The following is an 18,965-nucleotide window of genomic DNA, read 5'->3' as shown; positions in this document are numbered from 1 at the left end:
GCAGGACATGGCTGCCAAAAGGGCGGCAGATGGCTGCTCCTGAAAAAGTTCTTTGAAAAATGACAGGGACAAAGGCATCACGGCCATTACGTACAACCACCTGAATTTGACGGTTAAAATTGTTTTTGGCAATCTTGTCAATACAAAAATTAGCTACCTTTACGATGCAGCAGCTAAAAAGTAGGATAAAAATCATCTGAAAAAGGTAACTTGCAGCGCTATTATACAAACGAAAATTTTTTCATTGCATGAATGAGATAAAAATATTATGGGTTGATGACGAAATTGATATGCTGAAGCCCCACATACTTTTCCTTGAAAAGAAAAATTACAGGGTTACTACCGCCAATAATGGGCGCGATGCGCTGGAACTTTTTGAAAGTGAAAATTTTGATATTGTTTTTTTGGATGAAAATATGCCGGGGATGAACGGCCTTGAAACTTTATCAGAAATGAAAGAGCGCAAAGGGAATGTGCCGGTCATAATGATTACCAAAAGTGAGGAGGAATATATTATGGAAGAGGCTATCGGCTCCAAAATTGCCGATTACCTGATAAAACCGGTAAATCCTAACCAGATATTACTGAGCCTGAAAAAGAACCTGGATAACTCCCGGTTAGTTTCAGAAAAAACAACCCTAGACTACCAGAAGGAGTTCCGCAAAATTGCCATGGATATGGCTATGGCGAACAGTTGGGAAGACTGGGTTGAGCTGTACAGGCGCCTTATATTCTGGGAGCTTGAACTTGAAACTATTGAAGACCAAAGTATGGCTGAAATACTGGAATCGCAAAAACTGGAGGCCAACTCACAGTTTGGGAAATTCATTGAACGGAACTATGAAGACTGGTTTGATGCTATTACAGACAGGCCGGTGCTGTCACACAACCTTTTCCGTGAGCTTGTTGTACCTGAAATACAGAAGAAACAGCCTATACTGTTTGTTGTAATTGACAATCTCAGGTATGACCAGTGGCGTGCTTTTGAGGGTGTTGTGGCCAACCATTATAAGCTGGAAAAGGAAACTGCCTACTATTCTATACTTCCTACAGCAACACAATACGCAAGGAATGCCATCTTTAGCGGGCTTACACCCCTTGAAATGGAAAAAAAATATCCACAATACTGGAAGAATGATACCGATGAAGGCGGAAAAAACCTTTATGAAGGTGAGTTCCTGGCAGAACAGCTGAAAAGGCTGGGGCTCTCCGGCCTCAAACAGGAATATTATAAAATTACCAGCCACAGGGATGGCAAAAAATTAGTAGATAATTTCAGGGCGCTTAAAGACAATGACCTTACTACAGTAGTATACAACTTTGTAGATATGCTTTCGCATGCCAAAACAGAAATGGATGTGGTTAAAGAACTGGCTTCTAATGATAAAGCTTACCGTTCGCTTACGCTGAGCTGGTTCAGGAACTCTCCCCTGCTGGAAATCATTCAACAGGCACAGCTCATGGGCATGAAGCTTATTATTACTACCGACCACGGGACAATAAATGTAAAAAACCCAAGCAAAGTTATAGGCGACAGATATACCAGCCTGAATCTTCGCTACAAAACCGGTCGCAGCCTTACCTATGAAGACAGGGATGTTTATGCGGTAAAAGATCCAAGGGCCATAAAACTGCCTACTATCAATATGAGCAGCTCCTATATTTTTGCCAAAAATGACCTCTTCCTGGCTTATGTAAACAATTATAACCATTATGTAAGCTACTACCGCAACAGTTACCAGCACGGCGGTATTTCGCTTGAAGAAATGATTATCCCGTTCTTAGTATTGAACCCAAAATAGCATAATTTCTGTATGGAAATTACATTTTCGCTTGATGAAATTGATAAAGCCGCAAAACAGGTTTTATCAGCCCCAATAAAATCAGTAGTGCTCTTCCACGCAGGTATGGGTGTTGGCAAAACCACATTAATAAAAGCTATCGTAAGACAGCTTGGGGTTAAGGAGATGACCAGCAGCCCTACATTTTCCCTTGTCAATGAATATGAAACCGAGAGCGGTGATATACTGTATCATTTTGACCTATACCGCCTCAATACCGAAGAAGAAGCGTATGATATGGGTATAGATGAATATTTTTATTCCGGCAACCTGTGCCTCATCGAATGGCCCGAAAAAACACCCAACCTCATTCCGCTTGACCATACCTCCATAACCCTTAAAGAGCTCCCTGACGGAAGGCGGCAACTGGTATTGAATTAGTCATTTTTAACATTAGCTTTTTTTTGTAAATTAGAGCCAAATATCCAATTAAGCCCAATGTCATCATTAACACCTTTTACAAAACAGCAACTGATGCCCCAGGAGGAAAAACTTGAAGTAGCAAGGCACAGGAGCGAATTATTTATTGGCCTTCCAAAAGAAACTTCATACCAGGAAAGGCGGATATGCCTTACACCCGATGCGGTAACCTCGCTCGTGGCGCATGGCCACAGGGTAATGATAGAAGCGGGAGCGGGCCTTAGCTCAAGCTATACTGATAAAGAATACAGCGATGCCGGCGCTGAGATAACCCATGATACCAAAAAAGTTTTCAGTTGCCCTGTCATTCTTAAGGTTGAGCCGCCAACGGTGAAAGAAATAGAAATGATGAATATGCAAACGCTGGTAATATCAGCCATACAACTAAAGACACAGCGTAAGGAATATTTTGAAGCGCTTGCCGCAAAAAAAATCACCGCGCTGGCTTTTGAATTTATAAAAGATGAGGACGGCTCCTACCCTGCCGTAAAGTCACTCAGCGAGATTGCGGGAACCGCGTCAGTGCTTATCGCATCTGAACTGATGATCAACCAGAAGATAGGCAAAGGCCTCCTCCTGGGTAATATAACCGGCGTACCACCTACCGAGATTGTTATTATAGGTGCCGGCACCGTTGCGGAATTTGCGGCAAAAACGGCTTTGGGGCTTGGCGCAAACGTAAAGGTATTTGACAATTCCATTACCAGGCTACGCCGCCTGCAGAACAACCTCAACCAAAGGATATTTACTTCAACCCTGCAGGAAAAAACTCTCCTGAAGTCGCTGATGCGCTGTGATGTGGCCATAGGCGCCATGCGGGGCAAAAACCGTACACCTATAGTTGTCACTGAGACCATGGTAGAACACATGAAAAAAGGCGCTGTAATTATTGACGTATGCATTGATACAGGCGGCTGTTTTGAAACATCCGAAATTACTACCCATGAAAAACCGACATTTGTAAAAAATAATGTAATCCATTATTGTGTGCCTAATATACCTTCCCGCTATTCAAAAACCGCCTCTATATCCATCAGCAACATTATCAGCCCGTTCCTCCTGCAAATGGCAGATGACGGCGGTATTGAAAGCGCGATACGGTGCAACCAGGGACTGAAGCACGGAATTTATTTTTACCATGGCCTGCTCACCAACAGGGCTGTTGCGGACTGGTTTTCTATACCTTACAGGGATATTAATCTTATCGTTTTTTAACTTTCTGCTATTGGAAAATGCTGTTTTACCTGCCCTGGCAGGATTTGTTATAGGCGCTTTCGGAACCCTCATTGGCGCCGGTGGAGGTTTCATCCTTGTGCCGCTGCTGCTCATCTTTTATCCGGAACTTTCTCCTGAAATTGTTACAGCTATTTCCATGGCTGTAGTTTCGGTTAATGCTGTTTCAGGCACCGTTGCCTATGCAAAATCCGGGCGGATTGATTATAAAGCCGGTACCACCTTTGCGCTCTATACCATACCGGGTTCGGTGCTGGGGGTGCTTGTCGTACAGTATATACCGCTACAATTGTTCAATATCATTTTTGGGATACTGCTTATTGTGCTTTCTGTTTATTTATTCCTGCGGAATAAAAAAGATACATCCTGCAACCGGATAACTGTAAACAGGCCGGGCTACCGGCAGCGAAGGCTTACAGATGCCAAAGGGCAGGTTTTTGAATACGCCTATAACTGTGTGTATGGGAATATGGTAAGCGTAGCAGTAGGCTTCATATCCCCTGTCCTGGGTATTGGTGGTGGCATAATACATGTACCTGCCATGGTCAACTGGCTAAAGTTCCCGGTACATATTGCCACAGCTACATCACATTTTATCCTTGCTGTTATGGCTACGGTAAGTGTGGCAGTACATGCCTTACAAGGCAGCTATTCCAGTGAAGCCACCGTAAAGATGATACTATTGCTTGCCCTCGGTATCATACCGGGCGCACAGGTCGGCGCTTATTTTTCGCATAAAATAAAAAGCCATGCGATTTTAAGGCTGCTTTCGGTTTGCCTTCTTATTGTTGGTATGAGGATTCTTTACAACTCGTTTACAGTCCATTGACTTTTTTTGCGGAGTAGGAGCCTTCAGGCGGATAAGCAACAGTGCCTTTTAGCTCATTTATTTTTTTAGGGTCAAATTTCGGTAACTGCAGTTCACCAGCGTCACTCCACTGCTTTACTGTCTCGGCTGCTTTGGCAACTTTTTCTTCAGGCAGCCCTTTATCCCTGGCAATAAATATGTGTTGTGACGGCATAGCAAATGCTGTACCGCTCGTGGTGACAATGTCCATCATGCGCAACAGCAGGTCTTCCTGTATTTCCTGGAAAGTATCAAAATTTGGCGCTTCAATATAAGCCCAGAATTCCAGTTTTAAAGAAGTTGTGGTTACCCCTGTAAAACGGAGTTTAGCCGGGTCGGGGTTGACTTTAGGATGTGAATAAAGTAAAGCCCTGAGTTCGACGAGCAGAAACCGCACCTGATCCGGCGTAGTATCAAGCCTTAGCTCAAAAACAGGGTCAAAAAGATAACGGTCACGGTGGGCAAAGTTTTCAATCCTGCTGGCAGAAAGATCCCCGTTCGGTATGGTTACCAAAGTCCTCTCCCCGGTACGTATATGGGTGGAACGCATACCTATCTGCTCCACTGTACCGGAAACGTCGCCAACCTTGCAGAAATCGCCGACACGCACCGGCTGGTCGGTAATAAGGGTAACACTGCCTACAAAATTTTCCACCGCTTTTTGTGCCCCAAGGGCCAGGGCTATACCACCTATACCCAGGGCAGCCAGCCACGTAGTAACATCAACCCCTATGGCGCTTAATATAGAAATAATGCCAAGTACTATAAAAACCACTTTAGCAGTACGGCGCAGGAAAAGGATAATGGATATAGCAGAAATGCGTCCGCGGCGGCTCATCCTGTTTTTACTGTAGGTACTTATATAATCTGTAAGTCGCCAGAGCAATATCAAAACCGCAACTATGGCGATTGTTACGGTTATGGAGCTAAAACGCTGGCGAATAATTATGCTGATGCCGATAGACTGGGATAAAAAGATGAATACCCACACTGCCAGGTATAACCTGAAGGGCAGCCCGAAAGCACTGATAACGCCCTTAGTAGGCTCTGTACGTGCTTTGCCCCAAAAAAGCCTTATAATCAATAATAATGTGTATATAGCGGCCCAGGCAGCAATATATGAAAATACTATAAGCAGTATCATTGCAAGCCAATGGCCTACCGGCACGCCACCTAAAAAGCTTTCTTTAAGGGGCTTAGGGAGTATTTGGTCGAGCCATAATTCTTCAATGGTGGCTGATGAAATATCCTGTACCGTTTCCGCAGAAAAAAGCCACAGTGGTGTTTTGTCGTTGGAAGCTACATTTTCCACATAAAGGTTAACGGCTTCACCATCAACAGTAACAGAACCCACAAGGTCTGTACCCGGTTGTATATCGTCGTCAGTACGGCCGGTTGATTTACTGCTAAGCCAGGAAGTAGGCATGATGCTCCCACCCTGGTCCAGCAGGTGCTGCAATGTTTTGGCAATACGTTCGCGTTCTTTTGCCTTACGCCGGGCCCGATCCAGCGCGAGATAATTGCTTGCCCGGATGTAATTCCTGTCGGCCATTGCCTTAATAAAACCACTTACAGTCCCTCTTGGGGTTTCCCTGCCCAGGGAATCCCGGTAAAGCATTTCTGGAGCTGCTTCTTTAGCCGGTTCGGTGTTTCCGGGCAGCTGCGCCCTTGCTACAGTGGGCATGCCTATTATAACAACAAATAAAAAAATTAATGCGCGATGAAAAACAAGCTTGCCCGAATGCATATTCTGTCCCTATAATATTTCAATATTAAATGTAAAGAATATAAAACAAGCCTTCACGTTAATTAACGTAATGTTGAGAAAGCGGGCATTTAAAAAAAAGGAAAGGTACGGCAGAATGTTAGGCAATTTCCCTTTCCAGGGCTATAAAATGGGTAACTTCATTATTCTTGCCGAAGAGCGGGTATATGGCGACTTCACAAAGGTATTCCTCACCGCTTTTACGATAATTAATCACATTTGCTGAAACCTGCTCCTTATTGTCAAGCGCTATCCTGATTTTATGGCTGGCTTCCACGGAAACCTTTTCACCCTGTAAAAATTTGGGTGTACGGCCCAAGGCCTCATTGGCATAATACCCCGTCATGGATGAAAAACCCGGATTGACCCATACAATTTTGGTAGCGCTGTCAGTAACCACAATAGCCTGATACGCTTTCGTGGTAAAATCTCCGGCATCAAAATCTATATGCCAGCCAAATCTTGCTTTAAGCTTGTTGAGTGCGGAAAGGTCTTTATACTTGGAGAGTTCGGCCAGTCGGTTTTGAAAATACTGTGAAAAGAAATCCCAGCTGTAAAGCGGCGGCCGCACAGCATGTCTTTGAATGGCAGAATGCCCGAAAGTAGCTGTATGATGTGTCTGGTACATAACTTATTTCCCGTTAAGGCAGATATGGCTTATTAGTAGATGCCGCTATCATCGTGGCCTGGTATTACCGGTGCTGCCTGGTGTCGCCACAAATATATTGATAATGCGCCGCACCGGGATAAAAAGAATCACAATTAACAGTTGTTGCAGCTTTTAAACAAAACTGCTACGTATTGCTTTCAAAAATTGTACGTTTTGAAAGCCTGACAACCTAAAATAGCAAAGACACTAAAATGGAGCCATTGCCTTTGGCTGTCTTGGATATTTCACCGACTGCATCTTTATGCATATAATTGTAGTCTTGTTTGACCCAATAAAATAGTGATTTAAACCGTATTTATAACCATTTTAGCTGAGCGTGCTGGTTCTTTTGTATATAATTTTAATTTATAAAAATGACACTTTCAGAAAATAAAAAAGGGGGTGACCAACATCAAAAAAACTAATCCGGCAGCTGAGGCTATATTCCGTCACTATGGTTCGATAATACGAAACTTACTTTACCGTTTAAGGCCGTAAAGAAGCTGAATTTATTGCCCATGTTTTTGAAAACAAGTATGCAGGAAATGATGTCTTTAAGGAGATTGAGCCTAACTTATACCAAGATATGATCAAGCTTGTGGAAGATTTAAAGGCTATAGTAAAATAATGTCTGAAACTGAAATTTCATCTAAGTTAAAATCCACAAGGCTTAACTTGGCGTTTTCTTTTCTGCCTCCTCCAGAAGTGGTAGTAAATCATCGCCTATATGATACAAAAGAGTTTGTAGCAACTGGGCATAACTGTCCTCAGGACTTTCTGAAAAGTCCCTTTTAGAAGTGTAAAAATCAAACAGTTCAATTCCTGACATAAGACAAAAGTATTAAGAATATTATGAAGATCAACATTAGAATTGTACCTTTAAGGGATTATTCACAGGTCAAACTGTATTTAAAATGAATTTTACGTAGTTGTGAATTGCTTTCAAAATTGTACCTTTAAGGGATTATTCACAGGATTAATATTCACAAACATTACGTCTCCTCCGTTGTGAATTGCTTTCAAAATTGTACCTTTAAGGGATTATTCACAGGTTTCTTTGTATTTTTTTGGCTCGCTGCTGGTTGTGAATTGCTTTCAAAATTGTACCTTTAAGGGATTATTCACAGGCCACGGGGATGTGCAGGAAAGGGCTGTNGGAGCTTTGTGCTTTTAAATGAACTTTAGTAATAAATTGAAACTTTGTATTCCGAATTGAAATCAGCGAAGCTAAACCCGCCCGAACGCAAATCGACCGGGGCGTTAGGCGCAACCCTTAAAGAACGAGAACGTAGAAATGAAAATAATCACTTTTTTAATTTTATTGCTTTCACCGACTTTTGTTTTCTCGCAGGCAAAAATTGAGATTGACACAATTGAAGTAAATTATCGAATAAAAGATAGTATAGGCGTAACATCACAAATACCTCAAATAAAGAATGGGGTTAACGCTGTCGCTAAAGAGAAAATTAATTCAGACATAAGAAAATATTTTATGGCGGGCATTACCAAAGACAGTGCTGAATATGTAAATGAAATACTAAAACAATATGAATTAACTACCCTTGAAGAATACTTAGAACTAGAAGATGGAGAATTAATGCCAGATGATGAATCAGAAGCATTTGAGATAACATATCTATCTGACAATTTATTGAATTTCACCTATTCATATCAGAGACTTCCGTTTCGTGGTCGTTACCAATTCTTTTTTTACAGTTCACAATACGACTTGCGAACAGGGAATAAATTAAAATTTGACGATTTCCTAACTATTGAAAAAGACACATTAATTTCCATCTTCAGAAAAAAAGGATATAGTATATCTCCACAATCTGGCCCCGATACCCCATTTTTAATAGTTCCAATTGATGAATATGACCAATATGTAGAAGAAAACATTAAATATCTTTTTGATAAAAACGATGATTTTAGTTGTATTGACTTTTACTTTATAGAGAAAGGAAATGACCTACACTTAATGTTCAAATTCCAATGTGCTGGGCCGTACTTAGCTGATTATGGGATTTCAATGCGTTATTTGCAGCCTTATATAATGTATTCGGAGTTTAAAAACAGATTCAAACTATGGGGCAACAATATTTATTCGTTAATCGGATACGACTACCTAACACTCGGAAACAAAATTGAATTTCAAGAGTATACATTAACAAATACGGGAAGTGGCTTTTTATTATCCAATTATAACAAAGCCGCAACAGCCGAATATGGAATTATTATTTGTCACTCCTCAACAAAGACCTATCATCTATTCATAAAATACCAAACAGTTAAGGATAAGAAAAAGGGAATAATTACAGACATTATTGAATTAGACAAAAATGAATTAATGGGACATTTATTTGTTGAATTTTGTGAAACAAAAAATGGCGGGGACTCTGAAATTATTGCGTTAGTTAAGGACCGCAAAGACAACTCAGGATACTATACAAAAATAGTAAAAGCTTGGCGAGCAAATAGAAAATCCGGCAAATTTGAAAGTGTAAAAAAGAATAAAATAAAGCGTTGTGCGAATGAGAGCTACGGCATTTAGAACGAGAAAGGCAGCGGGTCAGCAGCTATCCAAAAGTGTCGGTTTAGTGGTTAAATCAAGCTTTGTGCTTCTATCAAAGTTTGTGTTTGGCCGACAATGAATCGCTTCGAAGTCGCCACCTGGCGCAGGTGTAGCGGACACACAATAGACAATCAACAAAATCAATGATGAGACAATTATTTGAACCTATACAGGTAGACTCTTATGAAACAGATAATATAAGTTGCAAATATGAAGCAATTACCTTTTTTGAGTTAGTTTTTATTGAATGTGGTAGTGGTTTTCAAAATTTAAATGGTCATACAATCCCGTTTAAGTCTGGTGCAATTTTTTTGTTACTACCCGAGGAACACTACTCTTTAACTCTAAATGAAAAATCATTAGTCCACTTTATAAAGTTCCAAAAAGTTTACTTTGAGAAGACAACTATTCAAGGAATTGCTTTCAATTTTAAGGAATGGTTTCAAAAGTTGGAGTACATTTTCTACAGTCAGGCAAGGACAGAATTTCCAATAATTAAATCAGAAAGCGACAACGAAACTATTAAAAACCTCTTATCAGTAATAATCGCAGAATGCACAACTAAAGCCACTTATTGCGACATTATTGTTCATAATACCTTATTTTCTGTTTTAAATATAGTCGCAAGAAATCTATCTGCTAACATCAATAAAGAACATTACTCAAAGCAACAGCAAATAATTTCGTTTATTCAGTCTAATATTTACAATTCAGAATATTTATCTATTAATTGGCTTTCCAAAGAGTTCGGCATTTCGGATACTTATTTTAGTGAATACTTTAAGGCCAATTTTGGTATTTCCCTAAAGCAATACATCCTCAGGTATAAAATACAACTTGTTGAAGTTAAGCTACAATTCACAGATATGACATTAAGCGAAATAGCTTATGAACTCGGCTTTACAGACTTAAATCACCTAAGTAAAACTTTTCAGAAACTCAGAAATATGCCCCTGGGTTCCTGTAGGGAAAAGTTAAAAATTGAGTTAGCAAAGGCAAACCAATAATTTTACCAATCTTTCCTTTTTTGTTACCAAATATGCCGAAAGCACACTGACGTACTTTGCACTATCATTTAACTTAATCACAAAACAAATGAAGGCAATCGTAATCAACAAATTTGGTAATGCTTTGGAAGTATTTGAAAAAACAGAACTTCCGGTGCCTATTGTAGGCGAAAATGAAATTTTAGTAAAAGTAGTAGCAACGTCTGTTAATCCGGTAGAATACAAAATTCGTAATGGGGCATTAGCGGGTCTTGCCGGAGATTTTCCTGTTGTGCTTCACAGTGATGTGTCCGGAATTGTGGAAGCTGTAGGTGAAAATGTGGAAACTTTTATGATAGGTGACCAAGTTTATGGATGTGCAGGTGGCCTTGTTGGAAACATAGGCGCCCTGGCTGAATTTATGAATGGTGATTTCAGGCTGTTTTCAAAAAAGCCGGGCAATCTATCCTTTACGGAAGCGGGTGCATTACCATTAGTCGCAATCACAGCCTTTGAAGCGATATTTGACCGGGCTAAAGTTAAAACAGGTCAAAAAATATTGATTTATGGTGGTGTGGGTGGTGTTGGTCATTTAGCAGTTCAGTTCGCTAAACTTGCAGGTGCAGAAGTATTTGCGACAGTCTCAACTAAGCAACAAGCCGAAATTGTTAAGATAATGGGAGCAGATCATGTTATTAATTACAAAACGGAACCAGTTGAAGCGTTTGTAAATAAGCATACAAACGGAAAAGGTTTTGACGTAGTATTTGACACTATCGGAAATGAAAATTTAGAAAATAGTTTTAAAGCTACAAAACTCAATGGTACTGTAGTAACAACTTCATCGCTTTTAGAAGCCGACCTTACACCAGTACATCTTAAAGGTTTAGATTTTCAGGTAGTCTTTATGCTGATCCCTATGTTGCATAATGTAGGTAAAAAAAGACACGGAGAAATTTTAGAGCAAGTAGCAGCCTGGGTACAGCAAGGAAAAGTTAAACCGCTTATAGACAGTAAGTTTTCTTTTGAAAACGTAGGTTTTGCTCATCAAAAAGCAGAAAGTGGACAAATAATGGGTAAAGTTGTAATCTCAAACGAGTAAATTATGAGCCTTATCGTTATCGCACAAATACAAAGGTTGATTTCAATGTGTTAGTAAAAACTGCATTATTAAATTTTGTTGAGCAAACACACCAAGAGCAAGCTTGTAGAAAATATGACTTGTTACAAAGCGGTCAGGGGCCTAATCATTTTATAATATGAAATTTGGGAAAGCGAAAATGGATTTAACGAACATAACCAAATGGACTATATCAAGGAATTCGTTTTGCAGTCACAAAACTGGCCGGAGCAACCAATGGCTGTAACTACTTACAGGCTTATAAATCAGGAATAAAATAAATTTCAAAAACAAGAACCCCGGCACCCTACACCCACAACCCTTGCGCAACAGCCACTTTATCATGATAATCTACAAACATAAAAGCGCAACCGCTTTAGAAGCTATTGTAGTGAGGGTTGTTTTAAAAAAAAGCTAATTTCAATCGGATTTACGCTGTAGGCCCGGAAAATCAAACCAGGGGCAATATAATCTTGTCCCTAATTACTACTTTTACACTTATATTAAAACTACATAGCAAAAAAATTATCCTTAATGCCCGATAAACAAACCATAGCAATACTTGGCTGCGGGTGGCTGGGGCTGCCCCTGGCCAAAGCCTTACTTGCCGAAGGATACACCGTTAAAGGCTCAACCACTGCCGCGGGGAAGCTCCCTCATTTACAGGACGCCGGCATAGCGCCTTACCTGGTTTCATTATCAGAAAAAGGGATCACAGGCAGTGTTGCCGGGTTTCTTGAAGGCGCCGGTGTGCTTATTATTGATGTGCCGCCCAAAGTCAAAGGCGGGGAAAGCTATCCGGGTAAGATGCGCCACCTCATCCCATATGTTACAAATGCAAAAATCGGGAAAGTGCTGCTGGTAAGCTCCACATCTGTTTATGCTGATGATAATAGCATTGTTACCGAAGATACACGGCCTAACCCGGATTCTGAAAGCGGAAAGCAGCTGCTTGAAGCGGAAATGCTGCTAAAGATGGCTTTACCGGAAACTACAGTCCTGCGTTTCGGCGGGCTGTTTGGCGGGGACAGGCACCCCGTTTTTCACCTGGCCGGGCGGGAAAACCTGGCCGCACCCGATGCGCCCGTAAACCTGATCCACCGGGACGACTGCATCGGCATCATCAAAGCTATCATACAAAAACAGGCATGGGGCCAAGTATTTAATGGTGTGGCGCCCGCACATCCCACCCGGAAGGAGTATTATACCGCAAAAGCAGCAGAACTGGGGCTTGAAAACCCAAAGTTTGACCACGCTGAGGTATTAGCCGGGAAAATTGTCACTTCAGCCAACATCCACGGCGTCTTAGGCTATGCCTACAAAAAATCCCTATAAGGTATAGCGCACGCCGCACAAAATAATCCGGGGCAGGAGGTGGACAGTCTGCCGCGATATAGTAAAGTCCGAAAAGGAACTCGTCGTTTTTTCTTTATTGTTAAGGAAATTATTTACCCGGATATCAAAGCCCCAGGGGCTGTTTTTCTTTTGGTAGGCCATACTGATGTTGCCCGTCTGGAACACGTTGTGCTGCCCCTGGGGGTCGGTGTTGTTAAAGTAGGTATAATCGGCCTTAAAAGTGAATTGGGGAATAAACTCATAAGCAAAGCTACTCTCAAAAACCTCATTTTCATAGTTAGAACGGGTTATCCCTTTAAAGCTACTCCATGTTTTGTCATATCCTACGCTTATGTAAGGCCACTTTTTGTTGGCGGTTCTAAGGCTTATCCCGACCTGGCGGCTGTTCCTGCTGTTGATGCTGCCCACGCCGTTGAGGCGTTGCGTGTATTCAAACCAGCTAAGCCTGGAATAGACTTTTACGCTAAGATACCAGAATTTCTTTTCAAGGGAGCCATACGTACTCCAGTTGGTTTCGGGATTATCGGTCAGTACCGGCGTAGTAAAGTTATTGAGCAGTATAGCGCCGCCTTGAGTGGTTTCCACAACTTCCACATCGTTCCTTATGGTGCGTACCTTCCGGGAAAAAGATACACCCCCATGGGCACTCAGGCCACGATAGGCAGAAAATTTGGTGTAGAACAGGTTAACCTTATGAAAGCGTTCGTTCCTAAGGATAGCATTGCCCCGGAACACGGAGTTGTAGCTTTGCAGGGTGTAGCGCGAGGCCATCTGCTCCGGGTCGGCAAAATCATTAGAAAATCGGTAGCTCAGTTTCAGGCTTTCGGATTTATTAAATTCATAATCACTATTGAGTTGCGGTTCTAAAAGTACCCGGGAAAAGGCATTGTTGCCATCGGGCTGGCGTGTGGCGAGGCGGTAGCGGTGCAGGTAGAGCCCCGGCCGGGTTATGAGCCTGCCTGTCATAAATTTATACTCTGTGCCTAAATAGGTGTCACCGAGCGTGTACCGGAGGTCGTTCCCAAAACCATCGGCCGCCGAAAAGGCATTCACCGACCCACTGCTGAGCTGTTGCCACTCCCGTGTAGTAAGCGTGGCGTGGCTGTGGTTATGGCCTGCCACGGTGTACAGGTGGTTGAGATTATTAATCACCCAATAATGCCGGAACAGCATGTCAACATTGTTTGTTGTTATGTTTTTTAATTGATTGACATTGTATGTAATATCCTCTTGCAGCGGGATAAGGCCGGGTAGAAAGTCACGATCTGTGTTCCACGAATTTTCCGGGGCAAATTTAGTGTAATCCTGGTTTATGACCAGTGTGGTAGTATGAGCAGGACTGTATGACTTGTGCCATTCAAGATATTGCTTTACCGATTGGTTCTCCGCATCTCTCAGGGTTTCAAACAACGTGGCCGTGCCGTTGATAGCCGAAGTGAGCCGGCTCGAAAAATCATTGTCCGAAAACTGGTACTGGCCGTTATAATACCACTTTTCGTTTTTCTGCCTGTCATAATCCAGCTTGATATTCCCCAGCGCCATAAGGGCGCTATTCCGTGACTGATAATCCCGGAGTTCTACAGTGCCGGAATCATTCTGAAGGTACTCTGTGACGCTTTCTGTAAATGAGGCCGTAAACAGCTTGGAGAAAATCCCGAAGCCGGTAATTTCAAATTGATCTGAAACCCTGTGGCTAAAGCTCAGCGCGCTAAACTGGGATTTGTTTTCAATAACTTCCTGATCGCCTTCCGTAAAGGCATAGAGGTTACTTAGCGGCTTTCGTTGGTTTAAAAAACTGCTTGTACCCCCGCTAAAGCGCATCATGTCATCAAAAGTAAGGGTGCGCTGCCCTACGTTGTTGTTGTCGCCTATGAAATTGAAGGTGGTTTTGGGGCTGTAATAAAAGAGCGCCGCGTGCGCCGCATAGTAGCGGTCATTGCCCAGGGCGGCTTCTACATCGCCAAACAGGAATTTTTTCTTTTCTTCCTTAAGTTTTACGTTCATGGCCAGTTCATCGCTGTCAGACACCTGCTTCAAGAACCCTACCTGATTGAAATGGTCTATCACTTCTATTTTATCAAGCGCGTCCGCGGGGATATTTTCTACGGCCAGCCTGGAGCCACCCCCGAAAAACGAACGGCCTTCCACGAGCATTTGTGTTACTTTCTTGCCCTGTACCGTTACGGTCCCGTTTTTATCAACTTCCACCCCGGGCAATTTCTCCAGCACTTCCTTCATCTTGCGCTCATTGCCCGATGCGAAACTTTTCACGTCATAAATGAGCGTATCTTTTTTGACTACTACAGGCTGGTAATCATAGTTGATGACTACTTCTTTAAGATTTTCATCGGAAGGTTTTAACAGGAAATCATGTGAAGTGGCGCCCGAACCGGGGCTATAGCGGAAGGTTTCGTCCTTATAACCCAGGTAGGAAACAGTGATTTCGTAGGCAACGGAGCTGTCCAGCTCAAGGCGGTAGCGCCCTTTGTGGTCGGCAATGGCAAAACGCATGGGAACCCCTTCCTTTAGCGGCCTGGCAATAACATTGGCGCTTTCCAGCGGCGCATTCAGTGTGTCGGAGACCGTTCCCGTAAATGAAATTGATTGAGAGTAGACAATACTGTTAAAAAGCAAAAGGAGTAATAAAAATTTATGCATTATAAATGGCTGTCAGCATCATTGTAACGCTCACTTCATAGGTTTAGCGTTTTACAATTATTTTTTTTGCAGTTCCGAGAGGCGTTTTTGCCGCTGTAGCATCAGGGCATCAAAATCTTCCTTAGATATCAGTTCTCCTTTAACAGGCTTTTTTATAACAGGCGTTGAAGGCATGTTCAGGCTAATAGATGTTGCGCCAAAAACTATGTAGTGTTCCTGCAGCTCTAGGATAAGGCCCGGCAGCCCGCCATAGCCTTTGGGGCCTAGCGCCACGGGTATCTTAGGGCAAAACCAAGCCACAACAGGATAGGTTACAATACCCCTGCTGGTCATGGTGTTGTAAGTGGATGTCGCTTTGAAGCAGAGATACCCGTCAATCATCTTGCTCTCAGTACCAATGATCCATTCCATCTTCAAGGGTTTGGTAATGATAAATTCTTCTTTAAGGGTAAGTAAAGAATTCTCATTATTATTATACCGGATTTCTGATTTTTTAAGATCGGAGTAAATTGGGCTGTAAACTCCTGCAAAAGACACTGCTAGTGAAGTACTTTTATCGTCTGTAGACATGTAGGGATTAAGATAGAATGAAGCCTCGTTTGCAGTAAAATCTAAACTATAGGATAGCCTTGGCGCCCCTTTTAATGCTTCCTGATAAAAATCAAGCCCATTATATTCTTTCTCGTCGAATTTTATGGTATATTGTATTTTGCCATGTGTTATCTGGCAAATAAAGTGCAGGGGCATCAAAATTATGAAGCAAAATAAAAACTTTTTCATATTTATGTAAAACAATAAGCCCAGACACGTCCGGGCTTGGTTCTTTACTAGCTATCCATCTATTGTATTCGCACAATCAGCAAATGCTTTAGCCGCAATGTCATCAGTTACATCTTGACTGAGGCCGTGCTCCGCACCTTTAAGGCGCACACCCTCGGCCGCAGATAAACAAGGAGCATATTTTTCTACAAATTTTACTAACTGACGCTCCCACCCTGATACCGGTACTGTTTCATGTAAAGGAACGCGGTTTTCTATGTTATTTGCTATTGCAAACCCATTAAACACAACTAATGCTACTGCACTAAACATAATTTTTTTCATATATTAAAATATTAATTAAACATTTNACATTGAAGGTGGTGATGAAAGCGTAAACTATGCCAACTACCCTGACAAAGAAATTACACCCGAAATTAAAGACGATGCGATAAAAACAAAAGGGTACTTCATTTATCCAAGCCAACTTTTTGTGAATGTTGCCAAAACAGCAAATACTAACCCCAATCTGAACACAGACTTAAAAGCGATTTTTGACGCTATTGAAAGTTCTGCAAATGGTTATCCATCTGAACCAGACATTAAAGGTTTGTTTGCCGACTTTGACACAACAAGCACACGATTAGGAAATACTGTTGAAAGCAAAAACAGTACGTTGGCTAAAGTCTTAAAAGGAATTGAAGAGCTTGACTTTGGAAATTTTGAAGAAAATGAAATTGACCTTTTTGGTGATGCTTATGAGTTTTTGATTTCCAACTATGCAGCCAACGCAGGAAAATCGGGAGGTGAGTTTTTTACGCCACAACACGTTTCAAAACTCATTGCACAATTGGCCATGCACAAGCAAGACAAGGTAAATAAAATATATGACCCTGCCGCAGGTTCAGGTTCTTTGTTGTTACAAGCCAAAAAGCATTTCGACAATCATATTATTGAAGAAGGTTTTTATGGACAGGAAGTAAACCACACTACTTATAACCTTGCTCGTATGAATATGTTTTTGCACAACATCAATTACGATAAGTTTAATATTGCCCTTGGCAATACACTGATTGACCCTCACTATGGCGAAGAAAAACCTTTTGATGCTATTGTTTCAAATCCGCCTTATTCCATAAAGTGGATTGGTGACGATGACCCAACGCTGATTAATGATGACCGTTTTGCACCTGCCGGTGTGTTGGCTCCAAAATCGAAAGCAGATTTTGCCTTTGTGCTTCATGCATTAAGTTATCTGTCCAGTAAAGGCAGAGCAGCAATTGTTTGTTTCCCTGGTATCTTTTACCGTGGCGGTGCTGAACAGAAAATCAGAAAGTATTTAGTGGATAACAACTTTGTAGAAACTATCATTTCATTAGCACCAAACTTATTCTATGGAACTCCAATAGCTGTTACAATTCTTGTCCTCTCAAAACATAAAACAGAAAACAAAACGCAATTTATAGATGCAAGCAGTGAAGATTTCTTCAAGAAAGTAACCAACAACAATGTGCTTACTGATAAACACATTGAAAGAATTATGGAAATATTTGATAGCAAAGAAAATATTGAGTATGTGGCTAAGACAATTGACAACTCTAAAATTGCTGAAAACGATTATAACTTGTCTGTAAGTACATATGTAGAAACTAAAGATCATAGGGAGCAGTTTGACATTGTGGAGTTAAACACAGAGGTCTCAAAAACTGTAGAAAAGATAAATAAACTACGTGCAGATATTGACTCAATAATAAAGCAAATTGAAGAATGAGTGCATTAGAAAAGTTACTACAAGGCGTTGAAGTAGAATGGAAAGCCATTTGGGAAGTCACAACATGGGACAAAAAATTTAATGCTGTTGATAATTTCAAACAACCAAAGACTGTCAAGTATTATCATTTACTCGCTAATGAAATCAGACCTTTAATATTGGAAAAAGGAAATGTAAAATTACTTACAACTAACGAAACAAACTTTTGGACATCAGAAGAACTTGCAGGCCCAAAGATTTCAAGTGGTGAAGTAGTTGCTATTCCTTGGGGGGGTAATGTAATTGTACAATATTATAACGGGAAGTTTTTAACTGGAGATAATAGGATTGCTATTTCAAATGATACCAATTATTTAAACACAAAATATCTGTATTATTATTTGAATGCAAATATAGATTTACTTGGCTCCTTTTATCGTGGTGCAGGTATAAAACATCCAAGCATGTCCAAGGTACTCGATTTGATAATCCCAATACCACCAATCAAAATCCAAAAAGAGATTGTTCGTATTCTAGATGATTTTACTGAACTTACAGCGGAGCTTACAGCGGAGCTTACAGCTCGTAAAAAACAATACATCCATTACAGAGAACATTTTTTTGAATTTAATGATATAGATTTTAAGAGAGAGCCGTTAGGCGAAATTGGAGAATTTCAGAGAGGTAAACGATTTGTAAAAGATGATATGCTTACAGAAGGAGTACCCTGCATTCATTATGGTGAGATGTATACCTATTACGGTACTTGGGCAAACAAAAGCAAGTCTTTTCTCAGCAAGGAGTTAGTAGAAAGGAAAAATCTACGAATTGCTGAAAATGGTGATGTTGTTATTGTTGCTGCTGGAGAAACCATTGAAGATATTGGATTGGGGACTGCTTGGTTAGGCGATGAAGGCGTAGTAATTCACGATGCTTGCTTTTCTTTCAGAAGCCCATTAAATCCGAAATACGTAGCATACTTTACACGTACTAAACAATTCCACGACCA

Annotated in this window: 16 protein-coding genes and 1 pseudogene; 10 read left to right on the top strand and 7 right to left on the bottom strand. The window is 41.2% G+C overall.

Features of this window, described 5'->3' with window-relative positions:
- The coding region (locus CHU92_RS16060; protein ID WP_207759852.1) for a hypothetical protein at positions 1 to 196 on the bottom strand (196 nt) is incomplete at its 3' end.
- 52 nt (positions 197 to 248) lie between these two features.
- Here CHU92_RS16060 and porX point away from each other — a divergent pair.
- The 4 genes from porX to CHU92_RS13175 are packed head-to-tail and all read left to right on the top strand — an operon-like array spanning position 249 to position 4,323.
- On the top strand, positions 249 to 1,802 hold the full coding sequence (porX, locus tag CHU92_RS13190; protein ID WP_094416335.1) for a T9SS response regulator signal transducer PorX: 1,554 nt from the start codon (positions 249 to 251) through the stop codon (positions 1,800 to 1,802).
- Positions 1,803 to 1,814: 12 nt separating this feature from the next.
- On the top strand, positions 1,815 to 2,222 hold the full coding sequence (tsaE, locus tag CHU92_RS13185; RefSeq protein WP_094416333.1) for a tRNA (adenosine(37)-N6)-threonylcarbamoyltransferase complex ATPase subunit type 1 TsaE: 408 nt from the start codon (positions 1,815 to 1,817) through the stop codon (positions 2,220 to 2,222).
- A 57-nt stretch (positions 2,223 to 2,279) separates the two neighbouring features.
- Positions 2,280 to 3,476, top strand: coding sequence for an alanine dehydrogenase (locus tag CHU92_RS13180; protein WP_094416331.1), 1,197 nt, complete (start codon positions 2,280 to 2,282; stop codon positions 3,474 to 3,476).
- Between the two features lie 10 nt (positions 3,477 to 3,486).
- Positions 3,487 to 4,323: a sulfite exporter TauE/SafE family protein gene (locus CHU92_RS13175; RefSeq protein WP_243389603.1), complete on the top strand. Its 837-nt coding sequence runs from the start codon at positions 3,487 to 3,489 to the stop codon at positions 4,321 to 4,323.
- Here CHU92_RS13175 and CHU92_RS13170 read toward each other — a convergent pair.
- The 3 genes from CHU92_RS13170 to CHU92_RS15910 form a co-directional block, all read right to left on the bottom strand.
- Positions 4,310 to 6,025: a mechanosensitive ion channel family protein gene (locus tag CHU92_RS13170; protein WP_094416337.1), complete on the bottom strand. Its 1,716-nt coding sequence runs from the start codon at positions 6,023 to 6,025 to the stop codon at positions 4,310 to 4,312. The two genes, CHU92_RS13175 and CHU92_RS13170, sit on opposite strands and share 14 nt — an antisense overlap.
- 181 nt (positions 6,026 to 6,206) lie before the next feature.
- Positions 6,207 to 6,734, bottom strand: a complete 528-nt coding sequence (locus tag CHU92_RS13165) for a PAS domain-containing protein (RefSeq protein WP_094416328.1) — start codon at positions 6,732 to 6,734, stop codon at positions 6,207 to 6,209.
- Positions 6,735 to 7,425: 691 nt separating this feature from the next.
- Positions 7,426 to 7,584 (bottom strand): hypothetical protein, encoded by a 159-nt coding sequence (locus CHU92_RS15910; protein WP_165764663.1) that lies wholly within the window; start codon positions 7,582 to 7,584, stop codon positions 7,426 to 7,428.
- Between the two features lie 465 nt (positions 7,585 to 8,049).
- On the opposite strand from CHU92_RS15910, the gene CHU92_RS13160 reads away from it, so the two are divergent.
- The 4 genes from CHU92_RS13160 to CHU92_RS13145 all read left to right on the top strand — a co-directional run bounded on the left by CHU92_RS13160 (position 8,050) and on the right by CHU92_RS13145 (position 12,768).
- Positions 8,050 to 9,306 carry a hypothetical protein gene (locus tag CHU92_RS13160; RefSeq protein ID WP_094416326.1) on the top strand — a complete coding sequence of 419 codons (1,257 nt, stop codon included), beginning with the start codon at positions 8,050 to 8,052 and terminating at the stop codon, positions 9,304 to 9,306.
- Positions 9,307 to 9,470: 164 nt separating this feature from the next.
- Positions 9,471 to 10,334, top strand: a complete 864-nt coding sequence (locus CHU92_RS13155; RefSeq protein ID WP_094416324.1) for an AraC family transcriptional regulator — start codon at positions 9,471 to 9,473, stop codon at positions 10,332 to 10,334.
- 88 nt (positions 10,335 to 10,422) lie between these two features.
- Positions 10,423 to 11,415, top strand: a complete 993-nt coding sequence (locus tag CHU92_RS13150) for a zinc-dependent alcohol dehydrogenase family protein (protein ID WP_094416322.1) — start codon at positions 10,423 to 10,425, stop codon at positions 11,413 to 11,415.
- 552 nt (positions 11,416 to 11,967) lie between these two features.
- A complete protein-coding gene (locus CHU92_RS13145) occupies positions 11,968 to 12,768 on the top strand; it encodes an SDR family oxidoreductase (RefSeq protein WP_094416320.1) in 801 nt (266 codons plus the stop codon).
- Here the strand turns inward: CHU92_RS13145 and CHU92_RS13140 are convergent.
- Genes CHU92_RS13140 through CHU92_RS15905 form a run of 3 tightly spaced genes read right to left on the bottom strand, consistent with a single transcriptional unit; the run spans position 12,763 to position 16,551 of the window.
- Positions 12,763 to 15,447, bottom strand: a complete 2,685-nt coding sequence (locus CHU92_RS13140; RefSeq protein ID WP_094416318.1) for a carboxypeptidase-like regulatory domain-containing protein — start codon at positions 15,445 to 15,447, stop codon at positions 12,763 to 12,765. The genes CHU92_RS13145 and CHU92_RS13140 overlap by 6 nt on opposite strands.
- A 57-nt stretch (positions 15,448 to 15,504) precedes the next feature.
- Positions 15,505 to 16,227 carry a GLPGLI family protein gene (locus CHU92_RS13135; RefSeq protein ID WP_094416316.1) on the bottom strand — a complete coding sequence of 241 codons (723 nt, stop codon included), beginning with the start codon at positions 16,225 to 16,227 and terminating at the stop codon, positions 15,505 to 15,507.
- 51 nt (positions 16,228 to 16,278) lie between these two features.
- A complete protein-coding gene (locus CHU92_RS15905) occupies positions 16,279 to 16,551 on the bottom strand; it encodes a hypothetical protein (protein ID WP_165764662.1) in 273 nt (90 codons plus the stop codon).
- 19 nt (positions 16,552 to 16,570) lie between these two features.
- Between CHU92_RS15905 and CHU92_RS13125 the strand changes: the two are divergent.
- Positions 16,571 to 17,977, top strand: a pseudogene (locus CHU92_RS13125) (type I restriction-modification system subunit M); the annotation flags it as partial.
- Positions 17,974 to 18,965: restriction endonuclease subunit S (locus CHU92_RS13120; RefSeq protein WP_094416313.1), on the top strand; the 992-nt coding region annotated here is incomplete at its 3' end. The pseudogene CHU92_RS13125 and the gene CHU92_RS13120, both read left to right, overlap by 4 nt.

The organism is Flavobacterium cyanobacteriorum (assembly GCF_002251835.1).
Classification (GTDB): domain Bacteria; phylum Bacteroidota; class Bacteroidia; order Flavobacteriales; family Flavobacteriaceae; genus Flavobacterium; species Flavobacterium cyanobacteriorum.
The sequence above is the reverse complement of the archived record's forward strand: the minus strand, read 5'-3'. Positions and strand labels throughout refer to the sequence as shown.

Coding starts and splice junctions, on each gene's coding strand:
- CHU92_RS13145 (WP_094416320.1), top strand. CDS start 11,968: ATGCCCGATAAACAAACCATAGCAATACTTGGCTGCGGGTGGCTGGGG.
- CHU92_RS13160 (WP_094416326.1), top strand. CDS start 8,050: ATGAAAATAATCACTTTTTTAATTTTATTGCTTTCACCGACTTTTGTT.
- CHU92_RS15905 (WP_165764662.1), bottom strand. CDS start 16,551: ATGAAAAAAATTATGTTTAGTGCAGTAGCATTAGTTGTGTTTAATGGG.
- CHU92_RS15910 (WP_165764663.1), bottom strand. CDS start 7,584: ATGTCAGGAATTGAACTGTTTGATTTTTACACTTCTAAAAGGGACTTT.
- CHU92_RS13135 (WP_094416316.1), bottom strand. CDS start 16,227: ATGAAAAAGTTTTTATTTTGCTTCATAATTTTGATGCCCCTGCACTTT.
- CHU92_RS13155 (WP_094416324.1), top strand. CDS start 9,471: ATGATGAGACAATTATTTGAACCTATACAGGTAGACTCTTATGAAACA.
- porX (WP_094416335.1), top strand. CDS start 249: ATGAATGAGATAAAAATATTATGGGTTGATGACGAAATTGATATGCTG.
- CHU92_RS13140 (WP_094416318.1), bottom strand. CDS start 15,447: ATGCATAAATTTTTATTACTCCTTTTGCTTTTTAACAGTATTGTCTAC.
- CHU92_RS13165 (WP_094416328.1), bottom strand. CDS start 6,734: ATGTACCAGACACATCATACAGCTACTTTCGGGCATTCTGCCATTCAA.
- CHU92_RS13180 (WP_094416331.1), top strand. CDS start 2,280: ATGTCATCATTAACACCTTTTACAAAACAGCAACTGATGCCCCAGGAG.
- CHU92_RS13170 (WP_094416337.1), bottom strand. CDS start 6,025: ATGCCCACTGTAGCAAGGGCGCAGCTGCCCGGAAACACCGAACCGGCT.
- tsaE (WP_094416333.1), top strand. CDS start 1,815: ATGGAAATTACATTTTCGCTTGATGAAATTGATAAAGCCGCAAAACAG.
- CHU92_RS13150 (WP_094416322.1), top strand. CDS start 10,423: ATGAAGGCAATCGTAATCAACAAATTTGGTAATGCTTTGGAAGTATTT.